At 69.8% G+C, this 17,424-nt stretch carries 16 protein-coding genes; 10 read left to right on the forward strand and 6 right to left on the reverse strand.

Going from position 1 to position 17,424, the window contains the following annotated elements; translation table 11 throughout:
• Positions 1–734: diaminopimelate decarboxylase family protein (locus tag MFF07_RS08165; RefSeq protein ID WP_444543600.1), on the forward strand; the 734-nt coding region annotated here is incomplete at its 5' end.
• A 497-nt stretch (positions 735–1,231) separates the two neighbouring features.
• Here the strand turns inward: MFF07_RS08165 and MFF07_RS08170 are convergent.
• A complete protein-coding gene (locus MFF07_RS08170) occupies positions 1,232–1,699 on the reverse strand; it encodes a GAF domain-containing protein (protein ID WP_373322285.1) in 468 nt (155 codons plus the stop codon).
• Positions 1,700–1,823: 124 nt separating this feature from the next.
• Positions 1,824–2,054: a hypothetical protein gene (locus tag MFF07_RS08175; RefSeq protein ID WP_147821707.1), complete on the reverse strand. Its 231-nt coding sequence runs from the start codon at positions 2,052–2,054 to the stop codon at positions 1,824–1,826.
• A gap of 225 nt (positions 2,055–2,279) precedes the next feature.
• Between MFF07_RS08175 and MFF07_RS08180 the strand changes: the two genes are divergently transcribed.
• The 4 genes from MFF07_RS08180 to MFF07_RS08195 all read left to right on the forward strand — a co-directional run bounded on the left by MFF07_RS08180 (position 2,280) and on the right by MFF07_RS08195 (position 6,768).
• A complete protein-coding gene (locus MFF07_RS08180; protein ID WP_238231534.1) occupies positions 2,280–4,988 on the forward strand; it encodes a TIGR02302 family protein in 2,709 nt (902 codons plus the stop codon).
• A gap of 129 nt (positions 4,989–5,117) precedes the next feature.
• Complete coding sequence (locus tag MFF07_RS08185; RefSeq protein WP_147817872.1) at positions 5,118–5,303, forward strand: twin transmembrane helix small protein; 186 nt, start codon at positions 5,118–5,120, stop codon at positions 5,301–5,303.
• Positions 5,304–5,442: 139 nt separating this feature from the next.
• Positions 5,443–6,069, forward strand: a complete 627-nt coding sequence (locus MFF07_RS08190) for an acyloxyacyl hydrolase (RefSeq protein WP_147817871.1) — start codon at positions 5,443–5,445, stop codon at positions 6,067–6,069.
• Positions 6,070–6,195: 126 nt separating this feature from the next.
• The gene (locus tag MFF07_RS08195) at positions 6,196–6,768 is read left to right on the forward strand and encodes a cob(I)yrinic acid a,c-diamide adenosyltransferase (RefSeq protein ID WP_147817876.1); all 573 of its coding nucleotides are present in this window, start codon (positions 6,196–6,198) and stop codon (positions 6,766–6,768) included.
• A 37-nt stretch (positions 6,769–6,805) separates the two neighbouring features.
• Here MFF07_RS08195 and MFF07_RS08200 read toward each other — a convergent pair whose 3' ends face one another.
• The gene (locus tag MFF07_RS08200; protein WP_147817870.1) at positions 6,806–7,054 is read right to left on the reverse strand and encodes a hypothetical protein; all 249 of its coding nucleotides are present in this window, start codon (positions 7,052–7,054) and stop codon (positions 6,806–6,808) included.
• Positions 7,055–7,488: 434 nt separating this feature from the next.
• Between MFF07_RS08200 and MFF07_RS08205 the strand changes: the two genes are divergently transcribed.
• From MFF07_RS08205 to MFF07_RS08225, 5 genes are all read left to right on the forward strand, one after another.
• Positions 7,489–9,954, forward strand: coding sequence for a PAS domain-containing protein (locus tag MFF07_RS08205; RefSeq protein ID WP_147817869.1), 2,466 nt, complete (start codon positions 7,489–7,491; stop codon positions 9,952–9,954).
• A gap of 84 nt (positions 9,955–10,038) precedes the next feature.
• On the forward strand, positions 10,039–12,228 hold the full coding sequence (locus tag MFF07_RS08210; RefSeq protein WP_238231537.1) for a hypothetical protein: 2,190 nt from the start codon (positions 10,039–10,041) through the stop codon (positions 12,226–12,228).
• Between the two features lie 195 nt (positions 12,229–12,423).
• Positions 12,424–13,173, forward strand: a complete 750-nt coding sequence (locus MFF07_RS08215; RefSeq protein ID WP_147817868.1) for an electron transfer flavoprotein subunit beta/FixA family protein — start codon at positions 12,424–12,426, stop codon at positions 13,171–13,173.
• Positions 13,174–13,250: 77 nt separating this feature from the next.
• Entirely contained in the window at positions 13,251–14,201 is a 951-nt protein-coding gene (locus tag MFF07_RS08220) for an electron transfer flavoprotein subunit alpha/FixB family protein (protein WP_147817867.1), read from the forward strand.
• Positions 14,202–14,382: 181 nt separating this feature from the next.
• Entirely contained in the window at positions 14,383–15,264 is an 882-nt protein-coding gene (locus MFF07_RS08225; RefSeq protein WP_147817866.1) for a 3-hydroxybutyryl-CoA dehydrogenase, read from the forward strand.
• Between the two features lie 48 nt (positions 15,265–15,312).
• Here the strand turns inward: MFF07_RS08225 and MFF07_RS08230 are convergent, their stop codons facing one another.
• The 3 genes from MFF07_RS08230 to upp all read right to left on the reverse strand — a co-directional run bounded on the left by MFF07_RS08230 (position 15,313) and on the right by upp (position 17,360).
• Positions 15,313–15,537 (reverse strand): hypothetical protein, encoded by a 225-nt coding sequence (locus MFF07_RS08230; RefSeq protein ID WP_147817865.1) that lies wholly within the window; start codon positions 15,535–15,537, stop codon positions 15,313–15,315.
• 117 nt (positions 15,538–15,654) lie between these two features.
• Positions 15,655–16,659 carry an NAD(P)H-quinone oxidoreductase gene (locus MFF07_RS08235; protein ID WP_147817864.1) on the reverse strand — a complete coding sequence of 335 codons (1,005 nt, stop codon included), beginning with the start codon at positions 16,657–16,659 and terminating at the stop codon, positions 15,655–15,657.
• A gap of 68 nt (positions 16,660–16,727) precedes the next feature.
• Positions 16,728–17,360: a uracil phosphoribosyltransferase gene (upp, locus tag MFF07_RS08240; RefSeq protein WP_147817863.1), complete on the reverse strand. Its 633-nt coding sequence runs from the start codon at positions 17,358–17,360 to the stop codon at positions 16,728–16,730.
• Positions 17,361–17,424: the final 64 nt, after the last annotated feature.

Genomic DNA, 17,424 nt, shown 5'->3' on the forward strand with positions numbered 1-17,424 from the left:
GCGCGGTCTATGCCCGCGCCGCAACCTTGCCCGGTCTCGCCGTCCACGGCGTCGACATGCATATCGGCTCGCAGATCACCGATCTCGCGCCGTTCGACCGGGCCGGCGCCCGGCTCTCGGGTCTCGCCCGCGACCTGATGAGCGACGGCCACGGCCTGAAGCACATCGATTTCGGCGGCGGCCTCGGCATCCCCTATCGCGAGGACAACACCACCCCGCCGGACCCGACGGCTCTGGCCGCGGTGCTGCGCCCTCATTTCCAGCCGCTCGGCCTCAAGCCGGTCTTCGAGATCGGCCGGATGATCTGCGGCAACGCCGGCATCCTGCTGACCCGCGTGATCTACGTGAAGCGCACCGCCGGCCGCACCTTCGTCATCGTCGACGCCGCGATGAACGATCTGATCCGCCCGACCCTGTACGAGGCCTATCACGCGCTCCGCCCCGTGGTGGAGCCAGGCCCCGACGCCCCCCGCATCGTCGCCGACGTGGTCGGTCCGGTCTGCGAGAGCGGCGATTATCTGGCGCTCGGCCGCGAGATGCCCGACGTCGCCCCAGGCGACCTGATCGCGGTGATGACCGCCGGCGCCTACGGCGCGGTCCAGGCCAACACCTACAACACCCGCCTGCTGGTGCCGGAGGTGCTGGTGAAGGCCGCTGAGGCCGCGGTGGTCAGGCCGCGCACGAGCTACGACGCGCTGATCGGGCTCGATCACGTGCCGGGGTGGCTGGGTTAGGCGGTCCGCCCCTCATTCCGGTACCGCTGCGCGGCCTCTTAAACCGTTCCCGGTCGATTGAAGCGTTCGCCGTGCCTCTCCTCGCCCTCTGGGCGAGGAGGACCGCGCGCAGCGCGGTGGAGTGGGCGGCACCGAGCCTATCCCGGCACCGCCGAGCCCCCTCCGTCCGCTTCGCGGCCACCTCCCCCAGGGGGGAGGAGGGCCCTGCCGCATACCGTTCCCAGTTGAATTCCTTCGGTTGACTCCGCCCCCGTCCCCGGGCGGGTGGAGCGTCGGCGGAACCCGTTCCGGGGTTCAGCATGACGACGTCGCGACGCGTCGAAACGTCTGCGCCGTCCACATCGAGCCGCTGGCGCGGCTCTTGTCCACGCTGGATCCCGGATCACCTTCCACTGCGTTCCAGGCGTCCGGGAAAGGGGCGCAGGTTCGGATGGACGCGGGGTGGCGCTTCTTCCAGATCGACCGTGCCCGGGCTCCACCGCGGCCCGCGGACGATGTCAGCCAGCGGCGTACCGGGGGTGTCCCTGCGCGGCACGTTCCGCGTCGGCGTTCAGGCTCGCGATGGCCTCGGTGGCCTGCCGGGCCAGGGTCTCGACACGGCACACCGTCGCCTCCTCCAGGAAAACCAGGGCGCACCAATAGGCGCCCAGGGCCGCGACGGGCTCGGGCACACCGATCGGCGCCATCACGAGGCTGCTGATCGACTTGTTCCGGTAAGGCGCCACCGGGACCCGGGGATCGAGGGTGACGTCGGGCACGACGGCCGTCTCGCCGTTGAGCATCGCCCAGCCCGACACGCAGGCTTCGAGCGGAAAGCGCTGGCCTCTCCAGAGCGGCGCGATCGCGTCTTCGGCGACGTAGCGGCAGCAGCCGCCCTCGCGCAGCACCACCGCGATCCCGTCGGCGCCGATCAGCCGTCGTGCCAACTGTGCCAAGACGGCCACGACGTCGTCGAGGGATCGCACCGCCGAGAAGAGTTCGCCGCCGTGTTCCCGTCCACGGTCAGGCTGGAAACGATCATCGGACATACGGATAGGTTAAGGTTTGCTCATGTCTCCGTCCACCCGGGAGCGGCGTCGCGAGACCGCATCAGGGCGTCTCGGCGTTCTGCTCGTCCATCCGCAGCGTCCAGAGCATGTTGCCGTCCGTGTCGGTCAGCCAGGCGAGGTTGGTGCCCGCGAGGAGCAGGCGGTCGGCGTCGCCGAGGATCGCCCCGATGGCCTCCCGGAGGCTGGCGGCCTTCAGAGTCTCGTCGAGGGCCGGAGGCCGGACGATGCCGCGCTTGTCCCGAAAGGCGACGCGGAGGCGGTAGAGATGCACAGGGTTCTCGAAGAAATCAGTGCTGCCGCACCGAAGGTTGCAGGAACGCCACCTGCGGGCCGAACCGTACGGTTCCAGACAGATGACCGGACGATGACGCAATGCCGGGCACTCGGCAACCGGCAAGCGCGCCTGGGCTGATTTGACCCCATGATGGACCGCTGCCACGGTGCTAGGTTCGTTAACACGACCGTCGGCATCGGCCGGCGCCAGAGCGGATCGACGATGGGCGAGGCCGAAACGGCGACCTCCGGGACACCGCGTGACACCGCGCGGGCGACCCTCGACCGGCTCGTGGCGCGGGCGCGGGCGGCCGGGCTGTTCGAGCGGGTCTGGCCGGTGCTGTGGCGGGGCCTCATGGTGGTCCTGGCCTTCCTGGCCGCCTCCTGGCTCGGACTCTGGCTCGACCTGCCGCCGCCCTGGCGGATGGCGGGTCTGGCCGCGTTCGCCCTCGCCGCCGCCGCCGCCCTCCTCCCGCTCCTGAAAGTCACCCTCCTCGACCGCCGGCAGGCCCTGGCGCGGATCGACCGCGCGGCGGCGCGCGGCGGGCAGGCCGGCGGCGCGACGGCGCACGATCCGGCCTCCGCGATCGAGGACACCCTGGCCGTCGGCACCGCCGACCCGGCGACGCGGGCGCTCTGGGCGCTGCATCAGAGCCGGGCGGCGCGGGCCGTCGCGAACCTGCGCGCCGGGGGCCCGAAGCCCGACATGCCGCGCCACGACCCCTTCGCGCTCCGCGCCGGCTTCGTGGTCGCGGCGATCGCCGCCTTGTTCGTCGCCGGCCCGGAATGGCGCGAGCGCGTCGGCGCCGCCTTCGACTGGCGCGCGCCGCCCTCCCCCGCTCCGAGCTTTCGCGTCGACGGCTGGATCGACCCGCCGCTCTACACGCGCCTGCCGCCGCTGATCGTGACCATGTCGGGTGCCGGCCCCGGCGGGCAGGCCGAGCAGCGCCTGCGCGCGCCGGTGAATTCGACGCTGATCGTGCGCATCGCCGGCCGCGGCGAGGCGACGCTGACGCCGAACGCGGCGCTGGAACCGGTGCGCAAGGAGGGGAAGGACGAAGCCGGCGCCCGCAAGGCCCCGCCGAGCGGCGTCCCTTCGAAAACGGCGCAATCCGACCTGCGCGAGGAGCGTTTCCGGCTCGTCGGCGGGATTGCGGAACTCGGAATCCGCACCGAGGGCAGCGAGCGGCGCCGGCTCGTCATCGAGAGCATCCCCGACACGGCCCCCGAGGTCGAGCGCGTGGGCAACCTCGACATCAACGGCCGCGGCACCTTCAACCTGAGCTACCGGGCCAAGGACGATTACGGCATCGCCTCCGCCGAGGGGATCCTCGAGCCGCTGAAGGCCGGCCGCTCGCTGGTGCCGGTGCCGAAGCTGAACCTCGCGCTGCCGGCGGATGCCACCGGCGCGACCGAGACCAAGACGCTGGTCGACCTCACCGACAATCCGTGGTCGGGCGCGCGGGTGCGCCTGACGCTCGTCGTCAAGGACGAGGCCGGACAGGAGGGCCGTACGGCGCCCGCCGAGATCGTGCTGCCGGCGCGGCCCTTCATCCAGCCGCTGGCCCGCGCGCTGGCGGAGGAGCGCCGCCGCCTCGTCACCGCGCCGGACGACGACCGCAGGCGCGTGCAGATCGCCCTCGACGCGCTGATGATCGCGCCCGACCGCTTTACCCCGCAGCCTGGCATCTTCCTGGGACTGAAGACCGCCTCCGACCGGCTCCGCCTCGCGAAATCCGACGAGGACCTGACGGCGGTGGCCGACCTCCTCTGGGAGATGGCCCTCAAGATCGAGGACGGCGACCTCTCGGATGCCGAGAAGTCCCTGCGCGCGGCCCAGGACCGCCTCAAGGAGGCGATGGAGCGCGGCGCGCCGGACGAGGAGGTGAAGAAGCTCACCGACGACCTCAAGAAGGCCCTCGACCGCTTCATGAAGGAGTTCGCCGAGCGCCAGAAGCAGGACCCGAAGAACGGCCAGCAGCAGCAATCCGAGCAGCCGCAGGGCAAGCAGAAGACCGTCACGCCGGATCAGCTCCAGAAGATGATCCAGGACATGCAGGAGGCGATGAAGCGCGGCGACACGGCCGAGGCGCAGCGCCTGCTCGAACAGCTCCGCGGCATCCTGGAAAACCTGCAGAGCGCCGAGAACGGGCAGAAGCCGAACCAGCAGAAGTCGCAAATGGACAAGCAGATGCAGGAGCTCGACCAGATGTCGCGCGACCAGCAGAAGCTGCGCGACAAGACCTTCAAGGAGTCCCAGGACCAGCAGGGCAAGCCCCGCCAGGGCCAGCAGCAGAAGGGCCAGCAGGGCCAGAAGCAGCCCGGCCAGAAGGGCCAGCAGCAACAGGGCCAGAAAGGCCAGCAGGGGCAGCAGGGCCAAGGTCAGCAGGGCCAGGGCCAACAGGGACAGGGTGAGGAGCAGGGCGAGGGCGAGCCCGGCGGGCAGCAGCAGGCGCTGCGCAAGCGTCTCGAAGAGCTCCAGAACCGCATGAAGGAGCAGGGCCTTCAGGGTGAGCAGGGCCTGTCCGACGCCGAGGAGGCCATGAAGGAGGCCGAGGACGCCCTCGGCCGCGGACAGGGCGACCAGGCGGTCGACGCGCAGGGCCGCGCCCTCGACGGGCTCAAGAAGGGCTCCGAGGGCATGCAGCAGCAGATGCAGCAGCAGGCCGAAGCCGAGGGGCAGGGCCAGGGCCAGCAGGACGGCGAGAACCCCGGCCAGCAGGGTCAGGCGGGCTCGGCCGACGACGACCCGCTCGGCCGTCCGACCAAGGGACGCGACCTGTCGAACGGCAACGTGCGCGTGCCCACCGCCGACGAATCGGCGGTGCAGCGCACCCGCCGGATCATGGAGGAGCTTCGGCGCAAGCTCGGCGACCCGACGCGCCCGCAGGAGGAGCTCGATTACTTCGAGCGGCTGCTGCGCCGGAATTGATTTCTGATGGTCGGTGTACTTCGCGGCGTCGGCCGTACGGGGCGCCGGTGTAATTTGTCGGTTCGCGCCGTGGCGGATGGTGCGCGCCTGCTCTAGGACGCGCCGACGAGAGTTCAGGGACGCCAGGTCATGTCCACCAACACCATCGTGCTCGCCGCCTGCCTCGCGGTCGCCGCGGTGCTTCTGCTCGGCCTCGCCAACATGATGCGCGGCGGCAGCGCCAACCTGTCGCAGCGGCTGATGCGGCTGCGCGTGCTGCTGCAGTTCCTCGCCGTCGTCGTGATCATGGGCGTGCTGTGGTGGCGCTCGGTCTGATGCCGACCTGCGCCGGCCGCGACCTGTGGCAGCCAAGTCGCACTGGCCGGTGAACGTGCACGGCTGGGATGAATCGGCGTCCGCGTCCGGCTTGGCCGTGATACGTGATCATGGCTTGAATAGTCCGGATTGCCCGCCGATGCATGCCACGCTCTCCCGCTTCCTCGCCGGCGCCCTCGCCCTCTCGTCCGTGACGAGCGCGGCCCAGGCGGCCGACCTCGGCTACGCCCGCCAGCCGGCGCCCCTGCCCTACCTCGCCCCCGTGAAGCCCTACAGCATCGTCTCCGAGGTTCGGATCGGCGGCGCGGTGCAGGACCCCGGCAGCGCCGAGGGCAACACCAACAACATCAACGGCGAAATCCTGTTCGCCAAGCCGCAGGTCTTCCAGGACGAGTTCTGGCAGCGCGCGATTCCCCGCCCGACGGTGGGCGGCAGCTACAATTTCGGCGGCCGCACCAGCTACGCCTATATCGGCGGCACCTGGACGGTGGACCTCTTCCCCGAGACGCTGAACAACTTCGTGTTCCTGGAAGGCTTCTTCGGCGCGGCCGCGCATAACGGCCAGACCGGCGAGAAGGTGCCCGGCAACGTCACCATGAACGCGCTGGGCTGCACCCCGCTGTTCCGCGAGGCGGCCGCCCTCGGCTTCCGGCTCACCGAGCACTGGAGCGTCATGGCCACCGTCGAGCACATGTCGAATGCCGGCCTCTGCGCCAACAACCGCGGCCTGACCAATTTCGGCGGCAAGCTCGGCTACACCTTCTGAGCTTCACAAAGCTGCCGGGCGTGCATGTCGCGCCCGGCAGTCCGGACTTCCGCCTTGCCAAGGCCCGCCGCGCGCGAGACACCCTCGCCCGGCGGGCTTTTTCGTGAGCTCGAAGGGGGACGCGCCGTGGTCAAGCTGAACAAGATCTACACCCGTACCGGCGACAAGGGCACCACCGGCCTCGCCAACGGCGAGCGGCGCTCGAAGGCGGATCTGCGGGTCGAGGCCTATGGCTGCGTCGACGAGACCAATGCCTGCATCGGCCTCGCCCGGCTCCATGCCGACCCGCGCATCGACGCGATGCTGGCGGCGATCCAGAACGACCTGTTCGATCTCGGCGCCGACCTCGCCACGCCGCCGAGCGACAAGCCCCTCGACTACGAGCCCCTGCGCGTTGTCGCCTCGCAGGTGGTGCGGATCGAGACCGACATCGACGCGCTGAACGCCGACCTCGCGCCGCTGACCTCGTTCGTCCTGCCGGGTGGATCGGCCTTCGCGGCGGCGCTCCACCTCGCCCGCACGGTCTGCCGCCGGGCCGAACGCATCGCCGTCGCACTCGCCGCGATCGACTCCGAAAAGATCTCGCCGGAGGCGATCCAGTATCTCAACCGCCTCTCGGACTTCCTGTTCGTCGCCTCCCGCGTCGCCAACGGCAACGGCGCCGCCGACGTGCTCTGGGTGCCGGGCAAGAACCGCTAGGCGAGAACCGCTGAAAGCAAGAACCGCCGATGGCGGTTCAGGGGGCCGAAAGCCGCGCGGTGTTCGCGGCGACATGCTCGCGATAGCGCTCCACCACCGTCTCGGGCGATCCGCCGGTCATCAGCGTGCCGAAGGCCTCGATCGAGGCGCTGATCTTCTCGGCGACCATCGACTGGATCTCGTCCTGGCCCGCCTGCCCGCCCCAGGCGATCCGGACGAGGCGCAGCTCGATGACCTTCTGGGCTTCGATGCTCAGCATCATGGCGCTGTGAAAGGGGTTGTACATGCCGACTCCCGGTGAGCGCGGACCGAACCTGTCGGCGAGCGCGATCATTGTGCGTTGCAACATACTAGCACGTGTAACGCGCGGCGGACACGAAAAGGCACCGCATGGCAGTCCCTCGGCCGACCGGCCCGGCGAGACGGAACCGGGCGCCACGTGGCTTCGATCCGGTCGAAATCCGCCGGGCAATGTGGAGGTCGAACTGCAGGAAAGGCCGATGGGCCAAGGCCTTGGGGCGGTATTCGGCCGCACCCGGAGCCGGCATCCGGACGCCCGCCCGCCGTCCTATGTAAGGTTCGCGACAGACCGGCCGTCCCGTGCTACCGCGCGATCGGGCCGGCGGCATATCGCCCCGATCGCTTCGCCCGGCCATCAGGTGCAATGGACCGAGGCCTTTCATCGGATGTCGGAGTGGATGGCTTCCTCGGGGCATGGTCATGACCGGCAGTGAGACCCCATCCCCGCCATACGCGCAGGAAGCGTCCGACGCGGCGGAGACGGCGGCGCGCCTCGCGGCGCTCGACCGCTACGCCATCCTCGACACGAACCCCGAGAAGGGTTTCGACGACATCGTGCTGCTGGCCTCGCGGATCTGCGCGACGCCGGTGGCCCTGGTCAGCCTCGTCGCGGGCGACCGGCAATGGTTCAAGGCGCGGGTCGGCTTCGACGCCTGCCAGACGCCGCTCTCGCAATCGGTCTGCTCCTACGCGCTGCTGCAGCCGGGCCTGCTCGTCATTCCCGATCTGTCGGCGGATCCGCGTACCTGCGGGAACGTCCTCGTCACCGGCGATCCCTTCATCCGGTTCTATGCCGGCGCCCGGCTGGAGACGCCGGAGGGCGTGGCCCTCGGCTCGCTCTGTGTGATCGACACCCAGCCGCGTCCCGAGGGGCTGACGCCGGAGCAGGCCACCTCGCTCGAAGCGCTGGCCCGGCAGGTCATGACGCTGATGGAGCTGCGCCGCGCCCAGGATTCCCTGCGGGCGGTCAACGCGGGCCTCGAGGCGCAGGTCGTCCAGCGCACCCGCGAGCGCAACCGGGTCTGGGAGGTCAGTCCCGATCTCCTCGGCGTCCTGAACGCCGACGGGTATTTCGAAACCTCGAATCCCGCCTGGCAGACCGTGCTCGGCTACACGCCCGAGCAGGTCGCCGGCACGGTCTTCTTCGACTTCCTCCACCCCGACGACCTCCCGCGCAACCATTCCGCCTGGGACGCCGCCCTGCTGCGGGGCGAACCCGCCCTCAGCTTCGAGAACCGCTACCGCCATGCGGAGGGCGGCTATCGCTGGCTGTCCTGGGTCGCCGTGCCCGAGGGCGGTAAGGTCTATTGCAGCGCGCGCGACATCACCGCCGAGAAGGCGCAGGGCGAGGAGCTGGCCGCACGCACCACGGAGCGCGACCGGCTCTGGCGCAGCGCGCAGGACATCCACCTCGTCCTCGATCCGGACGGCCGCATCGTTTCCGTGAACCCCGCCGCCACGACGCTGCTCGGCCGGGAGCCGGGGGAGATGGTGGGACGCCCGATCTTCGATCTGGTTCTGCCCGAGGATGCCGGGGTGACCCGGGACGCGCTGGCGCATGCCGAGCGCGACGCCCTGCCGAGCTTCGAGAACCGCCTGTCCCACGCGGATGGCAGCCTGCGCTGGTTCTCCTGGGTGGCGGCGCCGGAGGGCGGCCTGATCTTCGCTACCGGCCGGCACATCAGCGAAGAGAAGAAATCCGCCGCCGCCCTCGCCGCGATCGAGGAGGCCCTGCGCCAGTCGCAGAAGCTCGAGGCTGTCGGCCAGCTCACCGGCGGCGTCGCGCACGATTTCAACAACCTGCTCACCGTCATCAAGTCGTCCACCGATCTCCTGAAGCGGCCCGAGCTCTCCGAGGAACGCCGGGTCCGCTACATCGGCGCGATCTCGGACACGGTGGAGCGCGCGGCCAAGCTCACAGGCCAGCTCCTCGCCTTCGCCCGCCGGCAGGCCCTGCGGCCGGAGGTGTTCGACGCCGCCCAGAGCGTGCGCTCGATCGGCGAGATGGTGGGGACGCTCACCGGCGCGCGCATCACGGTCAGCATCAGCGTGCCCGACGAGCCCTGCTACATCGATGCGGATTCGAGCCAGTTCGACACGGCGCTCGTGAACATGGCCGTGAACGCCCGCGATGCCATGAACGGCGAGGGCCGGCTCTCCATCGCGGTCTCCGGCGCCGCGCGGATGCCGGCGATGCGAGCCCACGCCGTCGTCCCCGGCCCGTTCGTGGCGGTCTCGATCACCGATTCCGGATCGGGCATCGCGCCGGCCGAGCTGGACCGGATCTTCGAGCCGTTCTTCACCACCAAGGGCGTCGGCCAGGGTACCGGGCTCGGCCTCTCCCAGGTCTTCGGCTTCGCCAAGCAATCGGGCGGCGAGATCATGGTCGAGAGCACGCTCGGCCAGGGTTCCACCTTCACGCTCTACCTGCCGCGGGCCGAATGTCCGGCCGGGCGGAGCGAGCAGGCCGCCGAGGCCGAGCCCGTGACGAACGGCATGGGAACCTGCGTTCTGCTCGTCGAGGACAACCGCGAGGTCGGCCGCTTCGCCGCCGAGACCCTGGCCGAGCTCGGCTACAGCACCGTCTGGGCCGCCAACGCCGACGAGGCGCTGGCGGAGCTCGAAAAGGTCCCGTTCCGGTTCGAGGTCGTGTTCTCCGACGTGGTGATGCCGGGCCGCGACGGCGTCGACCTCGCCCGCGAGATCCGCCGCCTGCGGCCCGACCTGCCGGTGGTGCTGGCGAGCGGCTACAGCCACGTGCTGGCGCGCGAGGGCGTCTCCGAGTTCGAGTTGCTCCAGAAGCCGTATTCGGTCGAGGAGTTGGCCCGCGTGCTGAGCAAGGCCGTGGGCAGGCGGCGGCGGGGCCGGCTGGCGTCGCAGACGTAGGAACGACGGCAGGCTCGGTGGCGTAACCGCTCCGCCCTGCCGGCCGAATGCCCGTCATCGACCCGGGAGTGCCGACGCGTGGAGATGGGATCAGCCACGGCCGGGCGTCACCGGCGATCCCGCCTCGGGGCGGCCCTGCGCTGGATCTGGCGGGCCTATGCGCGGCTGGTGCGCCTGCTGGTCGCGGCGCTCGTCGGCACGCTGCTGCTTGGCCTCGGCGTGCTGTTCATCAACTACGTCGTGCTGTCGACGCCGAACGCCAGGGCCTACCGCAACCTCGATCCGGCCCTGCCCGCCTGCCGCAACGGGCTCGCCACGGGCTGGCCGATCCTCGCCGATCTCGGGCGCGAGCGGCTGCGTACGGTGAGCGAGCCCGACGACGGCGGCTGGGAGGATGCGAGCAACGACGAGCGCGCCGCCATCGCCGAGGACCCGGCCTGGCGCACGCGGCTGCGCTGCGCGCTTCAGCGCCACCTCGTGCCGTCGACGCAACCCGAGGGCAAGCCGCTCGACTACCATCTCGGCTTCCTCGAATTCCAGGAGACCGGCGAGCCCTACGCGCTCGTCTCGCAGAACGCCCGCGGCGGCGACGCGGTGATGACTTCCGCGATGCTGCGCGACCGGATGCACGACGGAGCCAAGGCGCCCGGCCCGGAGGGAACCCTGCCGCAGCCGGTCGTCACCCAGCTCGATGCGCTGAAGCAGCACCTCTCCACCGGATCGCACTACGTCATCGTCTTCATTCACGGCTGGCGCCACGATGCGCGCATCGGCGACGGCAACGTCGCGGACCTGCGGCTCTACGCGGCCCATGCGGCGCGCTTCCTGAGGGAGCGCTGCCCGGTCGAGCCGAGCGCCTGCGCGACGAAGGTCACCGCGATCTACATCGGCTGGCGCGGCGCCCGCGTCGACGAGAAGGGCCTGAAGGCCGGTCTGGGCGAGACCGTCGGCGGCTTCCTCGGCAATCTCTCCGCCGGGGCGACGCTGTTCGACCGGAAGCCGGTGAGCGAGGCGATCGCCCCGGCCGCGATCTCGGCCCTGCGCACCCTCGAAGGCGTACTGGCCCCGCCCCTGGGGCACGAGCCGGATGATCCGCGCGCGCACAACCGCATGGTGATCGCCGGCCACAGCCTCGGCGGCAACATGCTCGCCACCGGGCTCAAGGACGACCTCGTCAAGGCGGTGCGCCGGCACAAGCCGGGACAGGCCCTGCCGCCGGTCCTCGGCAACCTCGTGCTCCTGATCAACCCGGCCTCCGAGGCGACGAAGTGGACGGCGATCCAGCGCGAGGTCTGGAGCCGCATCGCGACGCATGCCGACCCGAACACGCCGCTCGCCGAGGTCCAGCGCGACACCGGCTTCTTCCCCGCGACGCAGAGGCCGGTGGTGGTCTCGGTCACGGCTGCCCTCGCCTTCCCGGCCGGAGGGCTGCGCGCGGGCGATTGCGCCTGGATCGGCCTCGACGTCGACGACGGCTACAAGGCCGCGCGGGCACGGATCCGCGACCGGCTGGACAGCACGGACACGATGTTCGATGCCGGCGTCGACTACGACTGGGCGACGCACGACCTGTTTCCGACCTTCAAGTTCGACTATCGCCCCGCTGCCGGCTGGCTCGGCAGGGTTGCCGCCCGCCTCGAACATCGCCGCCCGGCGGGCGAGAGCTGCGCGCCGACGCCACCCGCGGACTGGCTTTCACGGCTCCAGACGCTGCCGATCCGCGCCTTGTCGCTGCTGGCGGCGACCTTCCCGTTCCAGGATTCGTCCCGCGAGGATTCGCACACGATCGGCAATCTCGATCCGCCGCGCCCGGCCGCCGGCGTGCTGGCCGACGCGCAGCGCTCGGCTGCCCCGTTCGGCACCACGCACGAACTGCTCGGGCTGCACGCATCCGGGGCGGAGAAACACCACCCCTACGCCACCCTCGCCGACGCCCCGATCCCGTGCCCGCCGACAAACCGCTGGCTCACGCGGGCGCGGGCCGCGCAGGCCGGCCAGTTCGGTTCGTTCTGGGACAGCGAGACCCTTGCGCCGGCCGAGCGCGGCGTGCGCGGGCAGGGTGGACCGGCGGCGGAATTCCTGCACGGGCTGCACTTCACCGGTATCGCGCCGATCACCGCCGCCAACGATCCGTTCTGGAACGTGCGGGCCTTCGACAACGCGCTCTCGCGCCACGACGGCTACCGGCTGTCCTCCTTCATCTGCGCCATGAACCAGCTCGTCCTCGACGACATCACCGGCGTTCCGGCGGACATGATCGGCACCATGCGGTGACGCCTGCCCTGCAGATCCGGCGAAATCGCAGCCCTGGCAGGCCCCTCTCGGTGGGTTGCCTGCGTTGACAAGGCCGAAATGGCCTCGTTACGGTCCGCGCCCTAATTCAACCATGGTTGATCATCGTCGACGGTGCGGTTCGCCCGCCTCAGAGGGCTCCGTGCCCGCCGCGACGTGCTGGAGGAAGCTGCACCCATGAAGGTTCTCGTGCCCGTCAAGCGGGTTGTCGACTACAACGTCAAGATCCGCGTGAAGGCCGACGGCTCCGGCGTCGAACTCGCCAACGTCAAGATGTCGATGAACCCTTTCGACGAGATCGCCGTCGAGGAGGCGATCAAGCTCAAGGAAGCCGGCAAGGTCACCGAGGTGGTCGCCGTCTCGATCGGGCCGGACAAGGCCCAGGAGACGCTGCGCACCGCGCTCGCCATGGGCGCCGACCGCGCCATCCTGGTGAAGACCGACGTGACCTGCGAGCCGCTGGCGGTGGCCAAGCTCCTCAAGGCTGTCGTCGAGAAGGAGAGCCCCAACCTCGTCATCCTCGGCAAGCAGGCGATCGACGACGATTGCAACCAGACCGGTCAGATGCTCGCCGCCCTGCTCGGCTGGCCGCAGGGCACCTTCGCCTACAAGCTCGCCTTCGAGGGCGAGTCGATCGACGTCACCCGCGAGGTCGACGGCGGCCTGCAGACCGTGACCCTCAAGTTGCCTGCGATCATCACGACCGACCTGCGCCTCAACGAGCCGCGCTACGCCTCGCTGCCGAACATCATGAAGGCGAAGAAGAAGCCCCTCGACACGCTGTCGGCGGAGGAGCTCGGCGTCGACGTCACCCCGCGGCTCAAGGTGATCAAGACCTCCGAGCCCCCGGGCCGCTCGGCCGGCGTCAAGGTCGGGTCCGTGTCCGAGCTCGTCTCGAAGCTCAAGAACGAAGCCGGCGTCCTCTGAGTTCATTTGGCCGTTTCGCGCCGCTCCCGGTTCCCGGTCGAGCGGCGCGCCCATCCACAGACCATGAGAATTGACCGATGACCACGCTCCTCTACGTCGAGCACGCCAATTCCGAGATCAAGGACGGCACGCTCAAGGCGCTCACCGCCGCCAAGGACCTCGGCGCCCCCATCCACGCCCTGGTGCTCGGCACCGCCAGCAAGGCCGCCGCCGAAGCCGCGGGCCGGCTCGACGGCATCGAGAAGGTGCTGAACGCCGAGGATGCCGTCTACGACCATGACATGGCCGAGCCGATCGCCGCGCTCATCGCCAAGATCAGTGGTCCGTACGACGCGATCGTTTCGTCCGCGACCACCACCGGCAAGAACATCCTGCCGCGCGTCGCCGCGCTGCTCGACGTCGCCCAGGTCTCCGACATCATCAAGGTGGTCTCGCGCGACACCTTCGAGCGGCCGATCTACGCCGGCAACGCCATCCAGACGGTGCAGGCGCCTGCGGGCAAGAAGGTCATCACCGTGCGCGGTGCCTCGTTCAAGGCGGCGGAAGAGGGCGGCGCGGCCGCTCCCGTCGAGGCCGTCTCCGAAGCTGCGCAGGAGGCCGGCGGCTCGGCCTACAAGAGCGAGGAGATCGCCAAGTCCGACCGGCCCGAACTGGCCTCCGCCAAGATCATCGTCTCCGGCGGCCGTGCGCTGGGCTCCTCCGACAAGTTCAAGGAAGTCATCGAGCCCCTGGCCGACGCCTTCGGCGCTGGCGTCGGCGCCTCGCGCGCGGCGGTGGATGCCGGCTACGCCCCGAACGATTGGCAGGTCGGCCAGACCGGCAAGGTCGTGGCGCCGGACCTCTACGTGGCGGTGGGCATCTCCGGCGCGATCCAGCACCTCGCCGGCATGAAGGACTCGAAGGTCATCGTCGCCATCAACAAGGACGAGGACGCGCCGATCTTCCAGGTCGCCGATTACGGCCTCGTCGGCGATCTCTTCCAGATCGTGCCGGAACTCCAGGCCGAGGTCGCCAAGGCCAAGGGCTGAATTCGTCATCGCTCCGGCCCGTCATGCGGGCCGGAGAAAATCGTCTACCACTGGACCTTCGTGGGGCTCCCACGCGTGGCGGAATGCTCTACGACGCGCGTTTGACGTGATTGTTGCGCTGCCGCATGGTGATCGATGATCACGCGGCGACGCCGCAGTATCTGAGGATTCGGGAACGGCAATGGCCCTCGATATCAGGACGGTCGGCATCATCGGCGCCGGACAGATGGGCAACGGCATCGCCCATGTCTGCGCGGCCGCCGGCCTCGACGTGCGGCTGAACGACCGCGACCCGGACCGCATCGCGGCAGGCCTTTCGCTGATCGACGGCAACCTGACCCGGCAGGTCCAGAAGGGCACCCTCAGCGAGGACCAGCGCCGCAGCGCCCTCGACCGCATCGGCGCGGCGCGCAGTTACGGCGACCTGGAGGCGTGCGACCTTGTCATCGAGGCGGCCACCGAGGACGAGGGCACCAAGCGCCAGATCTTCCAGGCTTTGTGTCCGTCCCTGCGGCCCGATGCGCTGGTCGCCACCAACACGTCCTCGATCTCGATCACGCGGCTTGCTGCCTCGACCGACCGCCCCGAGCGCTTCATCGGCATCCACTTCATGAACCCGGTGCCGCTGATGCAGCTCGTCGAGCTGATCCGCGGCATCGCCACGGAAGACCCGACCTACGAATCGGCCAAACGCTTCATCGCCAAGCTCGGCAAGATCTCGACGATGTCGGAGGATTTTCCGGCCTTCATCGTCAACCGCATCCTGCTGCCGATGATCAACGAGGCAATCTACACGCTCTACGAGGGCGTCGGCTCGGTGGAATCCATCGACACGGCAATGAAGCTCGGCGCGAACCATCCGATGGGGCCGCTCCAGCTCGCCGACTTCATCGGTCTCGATACCTGCCTCTCGGTGATGCAGGTTCTTTATGAGGGGCTGGCCGATTCGAAGTACCGTCCCTGCCCGCTACTGGTGAAGTATGTCGAGGCCGGTTGGCTCGGCCGCAAGACCAAGCGCGGCTTCTACGATTATCGCGGCGAGACGCCGGTTCCGACCCGCTGATGCGATGTCGCCGGCCCCGAGGGCCGGCGCATGCGGCGAAGCCCGATATCAGTTCGGCTTCTGCCCGGCCGGTGCCGTCGTCGGGTTGGTTGCGGTCGCACGGGCCGCCTCGGTGCTCTGGCTCGCGTGGTCGCTTGGCGAGACCGATCCCTGCCACGTCAGCACGCCCGCCCCGGCGACCACCGCCAGAATGACCGCTGCGACCAGTACGTAGAGAACCGGCTTTCCCTTCTCGCCCTGGCGCGACTGCGTTCCCGTCTCGATCTTTGCCATCGATTCCCCAACTCAAGCGTCGTCACACGACCGTGACGGCCGGCCAACGTCGCGTCGTGCCGAGTGTTCCGCATCCCGGCACGTGGCAATAAGCCCGGATCGGGCGGCCTGCCGGGCTCAGCGACCGGTCACCAGCATGATCTTGCCGAGATGCGCGCTCGACTCCATCAGCGCATGGGCCTTGGCCGCCTCCTCGAGCGGAAACGTCTCATGGATGATCGGCTTGATCGTGCCCGCTTCCACCAGCGGCCAGATCTCGGCGCGCAGCTCGTCCGCGATCGCCGCCTTGTTCTCCTTCGGCTGGGCGCGCAGCGTCGCGCCGGTGATGGTCAGGCGCTTCAGCATGATCGGCGTCAGGTTCACGCTCTCGGCCTTGTAGCCCTTCATGAAGGCGATCTGGACGAGGCGGCCTTCGACGGCGAGCGATGCGATGTTCTTGGCGAGATAGGCCGCGCCGACCATGTCGAGGATCACGTCGACGCCCTTTCCATCGGTCAGCCGCTTGATCTCCTCGGCGAAGTCGGCCTCGCGGTAGTCGATGGCCGCGTCCGCGCCGAGCTCTTCGCAGAACCGGCATTTCTCGGCCGAGCCGGCGGTGGCGTAGACCGTGGCGCCGTGCGCCTTGGCGATCTGGATCGCGGTGGAGCCGATGCCGCTCGATCCGCCATGCACCAGGAAGCGCTCGCCCTTTTGCAGGCGCCCGCGCTGGATCACCGTCGAGTAGACCGTGAACACCGTCTCCGGCAGCGCCGCCGCCTCGATCAGTGAGAGCGGCGCGGGCTTCGGCAGAACCTGCCCGGCTTCGGCGACCACGAACTCGGCATAGCCGCCGCTGATCACCAGCGCGCAGACCTCGTCGCCCTCCGACAGCCCCGAGACGCCTTCGCCGAGCGCCGCGATCCGGCCGCCGACTTCGAGGCCCGGGATCTCGGTCGCGCCCTTCGGCGGCGGGTATTGGCCCAGCCGCTGCATCACGTCCGGCCGGTTCACGCCGGCCGCGACCACCTCGATCAGCACCTGACCCGGCCCGGGCTTCGGCACCGCCACCGTCTCCACCGCGATGACCTCGGGTCCTCCCGAACCCTCGAAGCGGATCTGGCGCATGGTGTCGGGTACGGGCATCGGGGACTCCTCGAAAGCGTTTCCCCCTAGTTGCGGCCCGCGTCCGCCGCGGCAAGGGGGCGCGGGCGTCAGCGCGTCCCGTACATGCGGTCTCCCGCATCGCCGAGGCCCGGCACGATGTAACCGTGGTCGTTGAGATGGCTGTCGATCGCCGCGGTCCAGACCGGCACCTCGGGATGGGTCTGCTGCAGCCGGGCGAGGCCCTCGGGCGCGGCGAGCAGGCAGACGAAGCGCAGGTCGCGGGCGCCGCGGCTCTTGAGCCGGTCGATGGCGGCCACTGCGGAATTCGCGGTGGCGAGCATCGGGTCGAGCACCAGCACGGTGCGGTCGGCGAGATCGGACGGGCTCTTGAAGTAGTACTCCACCGCCGCGAGGCTCTCGGGATCGCGGTAGATGCCGACATGGGCGACGCGGGCGGCCGGCATCAGCGAGAGCATCCCGTCGAGGAAGCCGACGCCCGCGCGCAGGATCGGCGCGAGCACGAGCTTCTTGCCGGCGATCCGCCGGCCCTCCATGGCCTGGATCGGCGTCTCGATGGTGACGGGTTCGAGCGGCAGGTCGCGGGTGACCTCGTAGGCCAGCAGCATGCCGATCTCGTTGAGAAGCTCGCGAAACCCCTTCGTCGACCGGTCGCGGTCGCGCATCAGGGTCAGCTTGTGCTGGACCAGGGGATGATCGACCACCGTGACCGTCGCCGCCATGCCGCCGGGCTCCTTGGTTGTGTGTGCTGCCCTCCCCTTATGCGCAGATCGGGGCTCGGAGCGA

Origin of the sequence: Methylobacterium thuringiense (assembly GCF_022179645.1) — a bacterium.
In the GTDB taxonomy this organism is placed as follows: Bacteria; Pseudomonadota; Alphaproteobacteria; order Rhizobiales; family Beijerinckiaceae; genus Methylobacterium; species Methylobacterium thuringiense.

Excerpts from the sequence above, each read along its gene's own strand:
- upp (WP_147817863.1), bottom strand. The coding sequence starts at position 17,360 with ATGGCGGCGACGGTCACGGTGGTCGATCATCCCCTGGTCCAGCACAAG.
- MFF07_RS08210 (WP_238231537.1), top strand. The coding sequence starts at position 10,039 with ATGGGATCAGCCACGGCCGGGCGTCACCGGCGATCCCGCCTCGGGGCG.
- MFF07_RS08185 (WP_147817872.1), top strand. The coding sequence starts at position 5,118 with ATGTCCACCAACACCATCGTGCTCGCCGCCTGCCTCGCGGTCGCCGCG.
- MFF07_RS08215 (WP_147817868.1), top strand. The coding sequence starts at position 12,424 with ATGAAGGTTCTCGTGCCCGTCAAGCGGGTTGTCGACTACAACGTCAAG.
- MFF07_RS08180 (WP_238231534.1), top strand. The coding sequence starts at position 2,280 with ATGGGCGAGGCCGAAACGGCGACCTCCGGGACACCGCGTGACACCGCG.
- MFF07_RS08200 (WP_147817870.1), bottom strand. The coding sequence starts at position 7,054 with ATGTACAACCCCTTTCACAGCGCCATGATGCTGAGCATCGAAGCCCAG.
- MFF07_RS08235 (WP_147817864.1), bottom strand. The coding sequence starts at position 16,659 with ATGCCCGTACCCGACACCATGCGCCAGATCCGCTTCGAGGGTTCGGGA.
- MFF07_RS08225 (WP_147817866.1), top strand. The coding sequence starts at position 14,383 with ATGGCCCTCGATATCAGGACGGTCGGCATCATCGGCGCCGGACAGATG.
- MFF07_RS08230 (WP_147817865.1), bottom strand. The coding sequence starts at position 15,537 with ATGGCAAAGATCGAGACGGGAACGCAGTCGCGCCAGGGCGAGAAGGGA.
- MFF07_RS08220 (WP_147817867.1), top strand. The coding sequence starts at position 13,251 with ATGACCACGCTCCTCTACGTCGAGCACGCCAATTCCGAGATCAAGGAC.
- MFF07_RS08205 (WP_147817869.1), top strand. The coding sequence starts at position 7,489 with ATGACCGGCAGTGAGACCCCATCCCCGCCATACGCGCAGGAAGCGTCC.
- MFF07_RS08190 (WP_147817871.1), top strand. The coding sequence starts at position 5,443 with ATGCATGCCACGCTCTCCCGCTTCCTCGCCGGCGCCCTCGCCCTCTCG.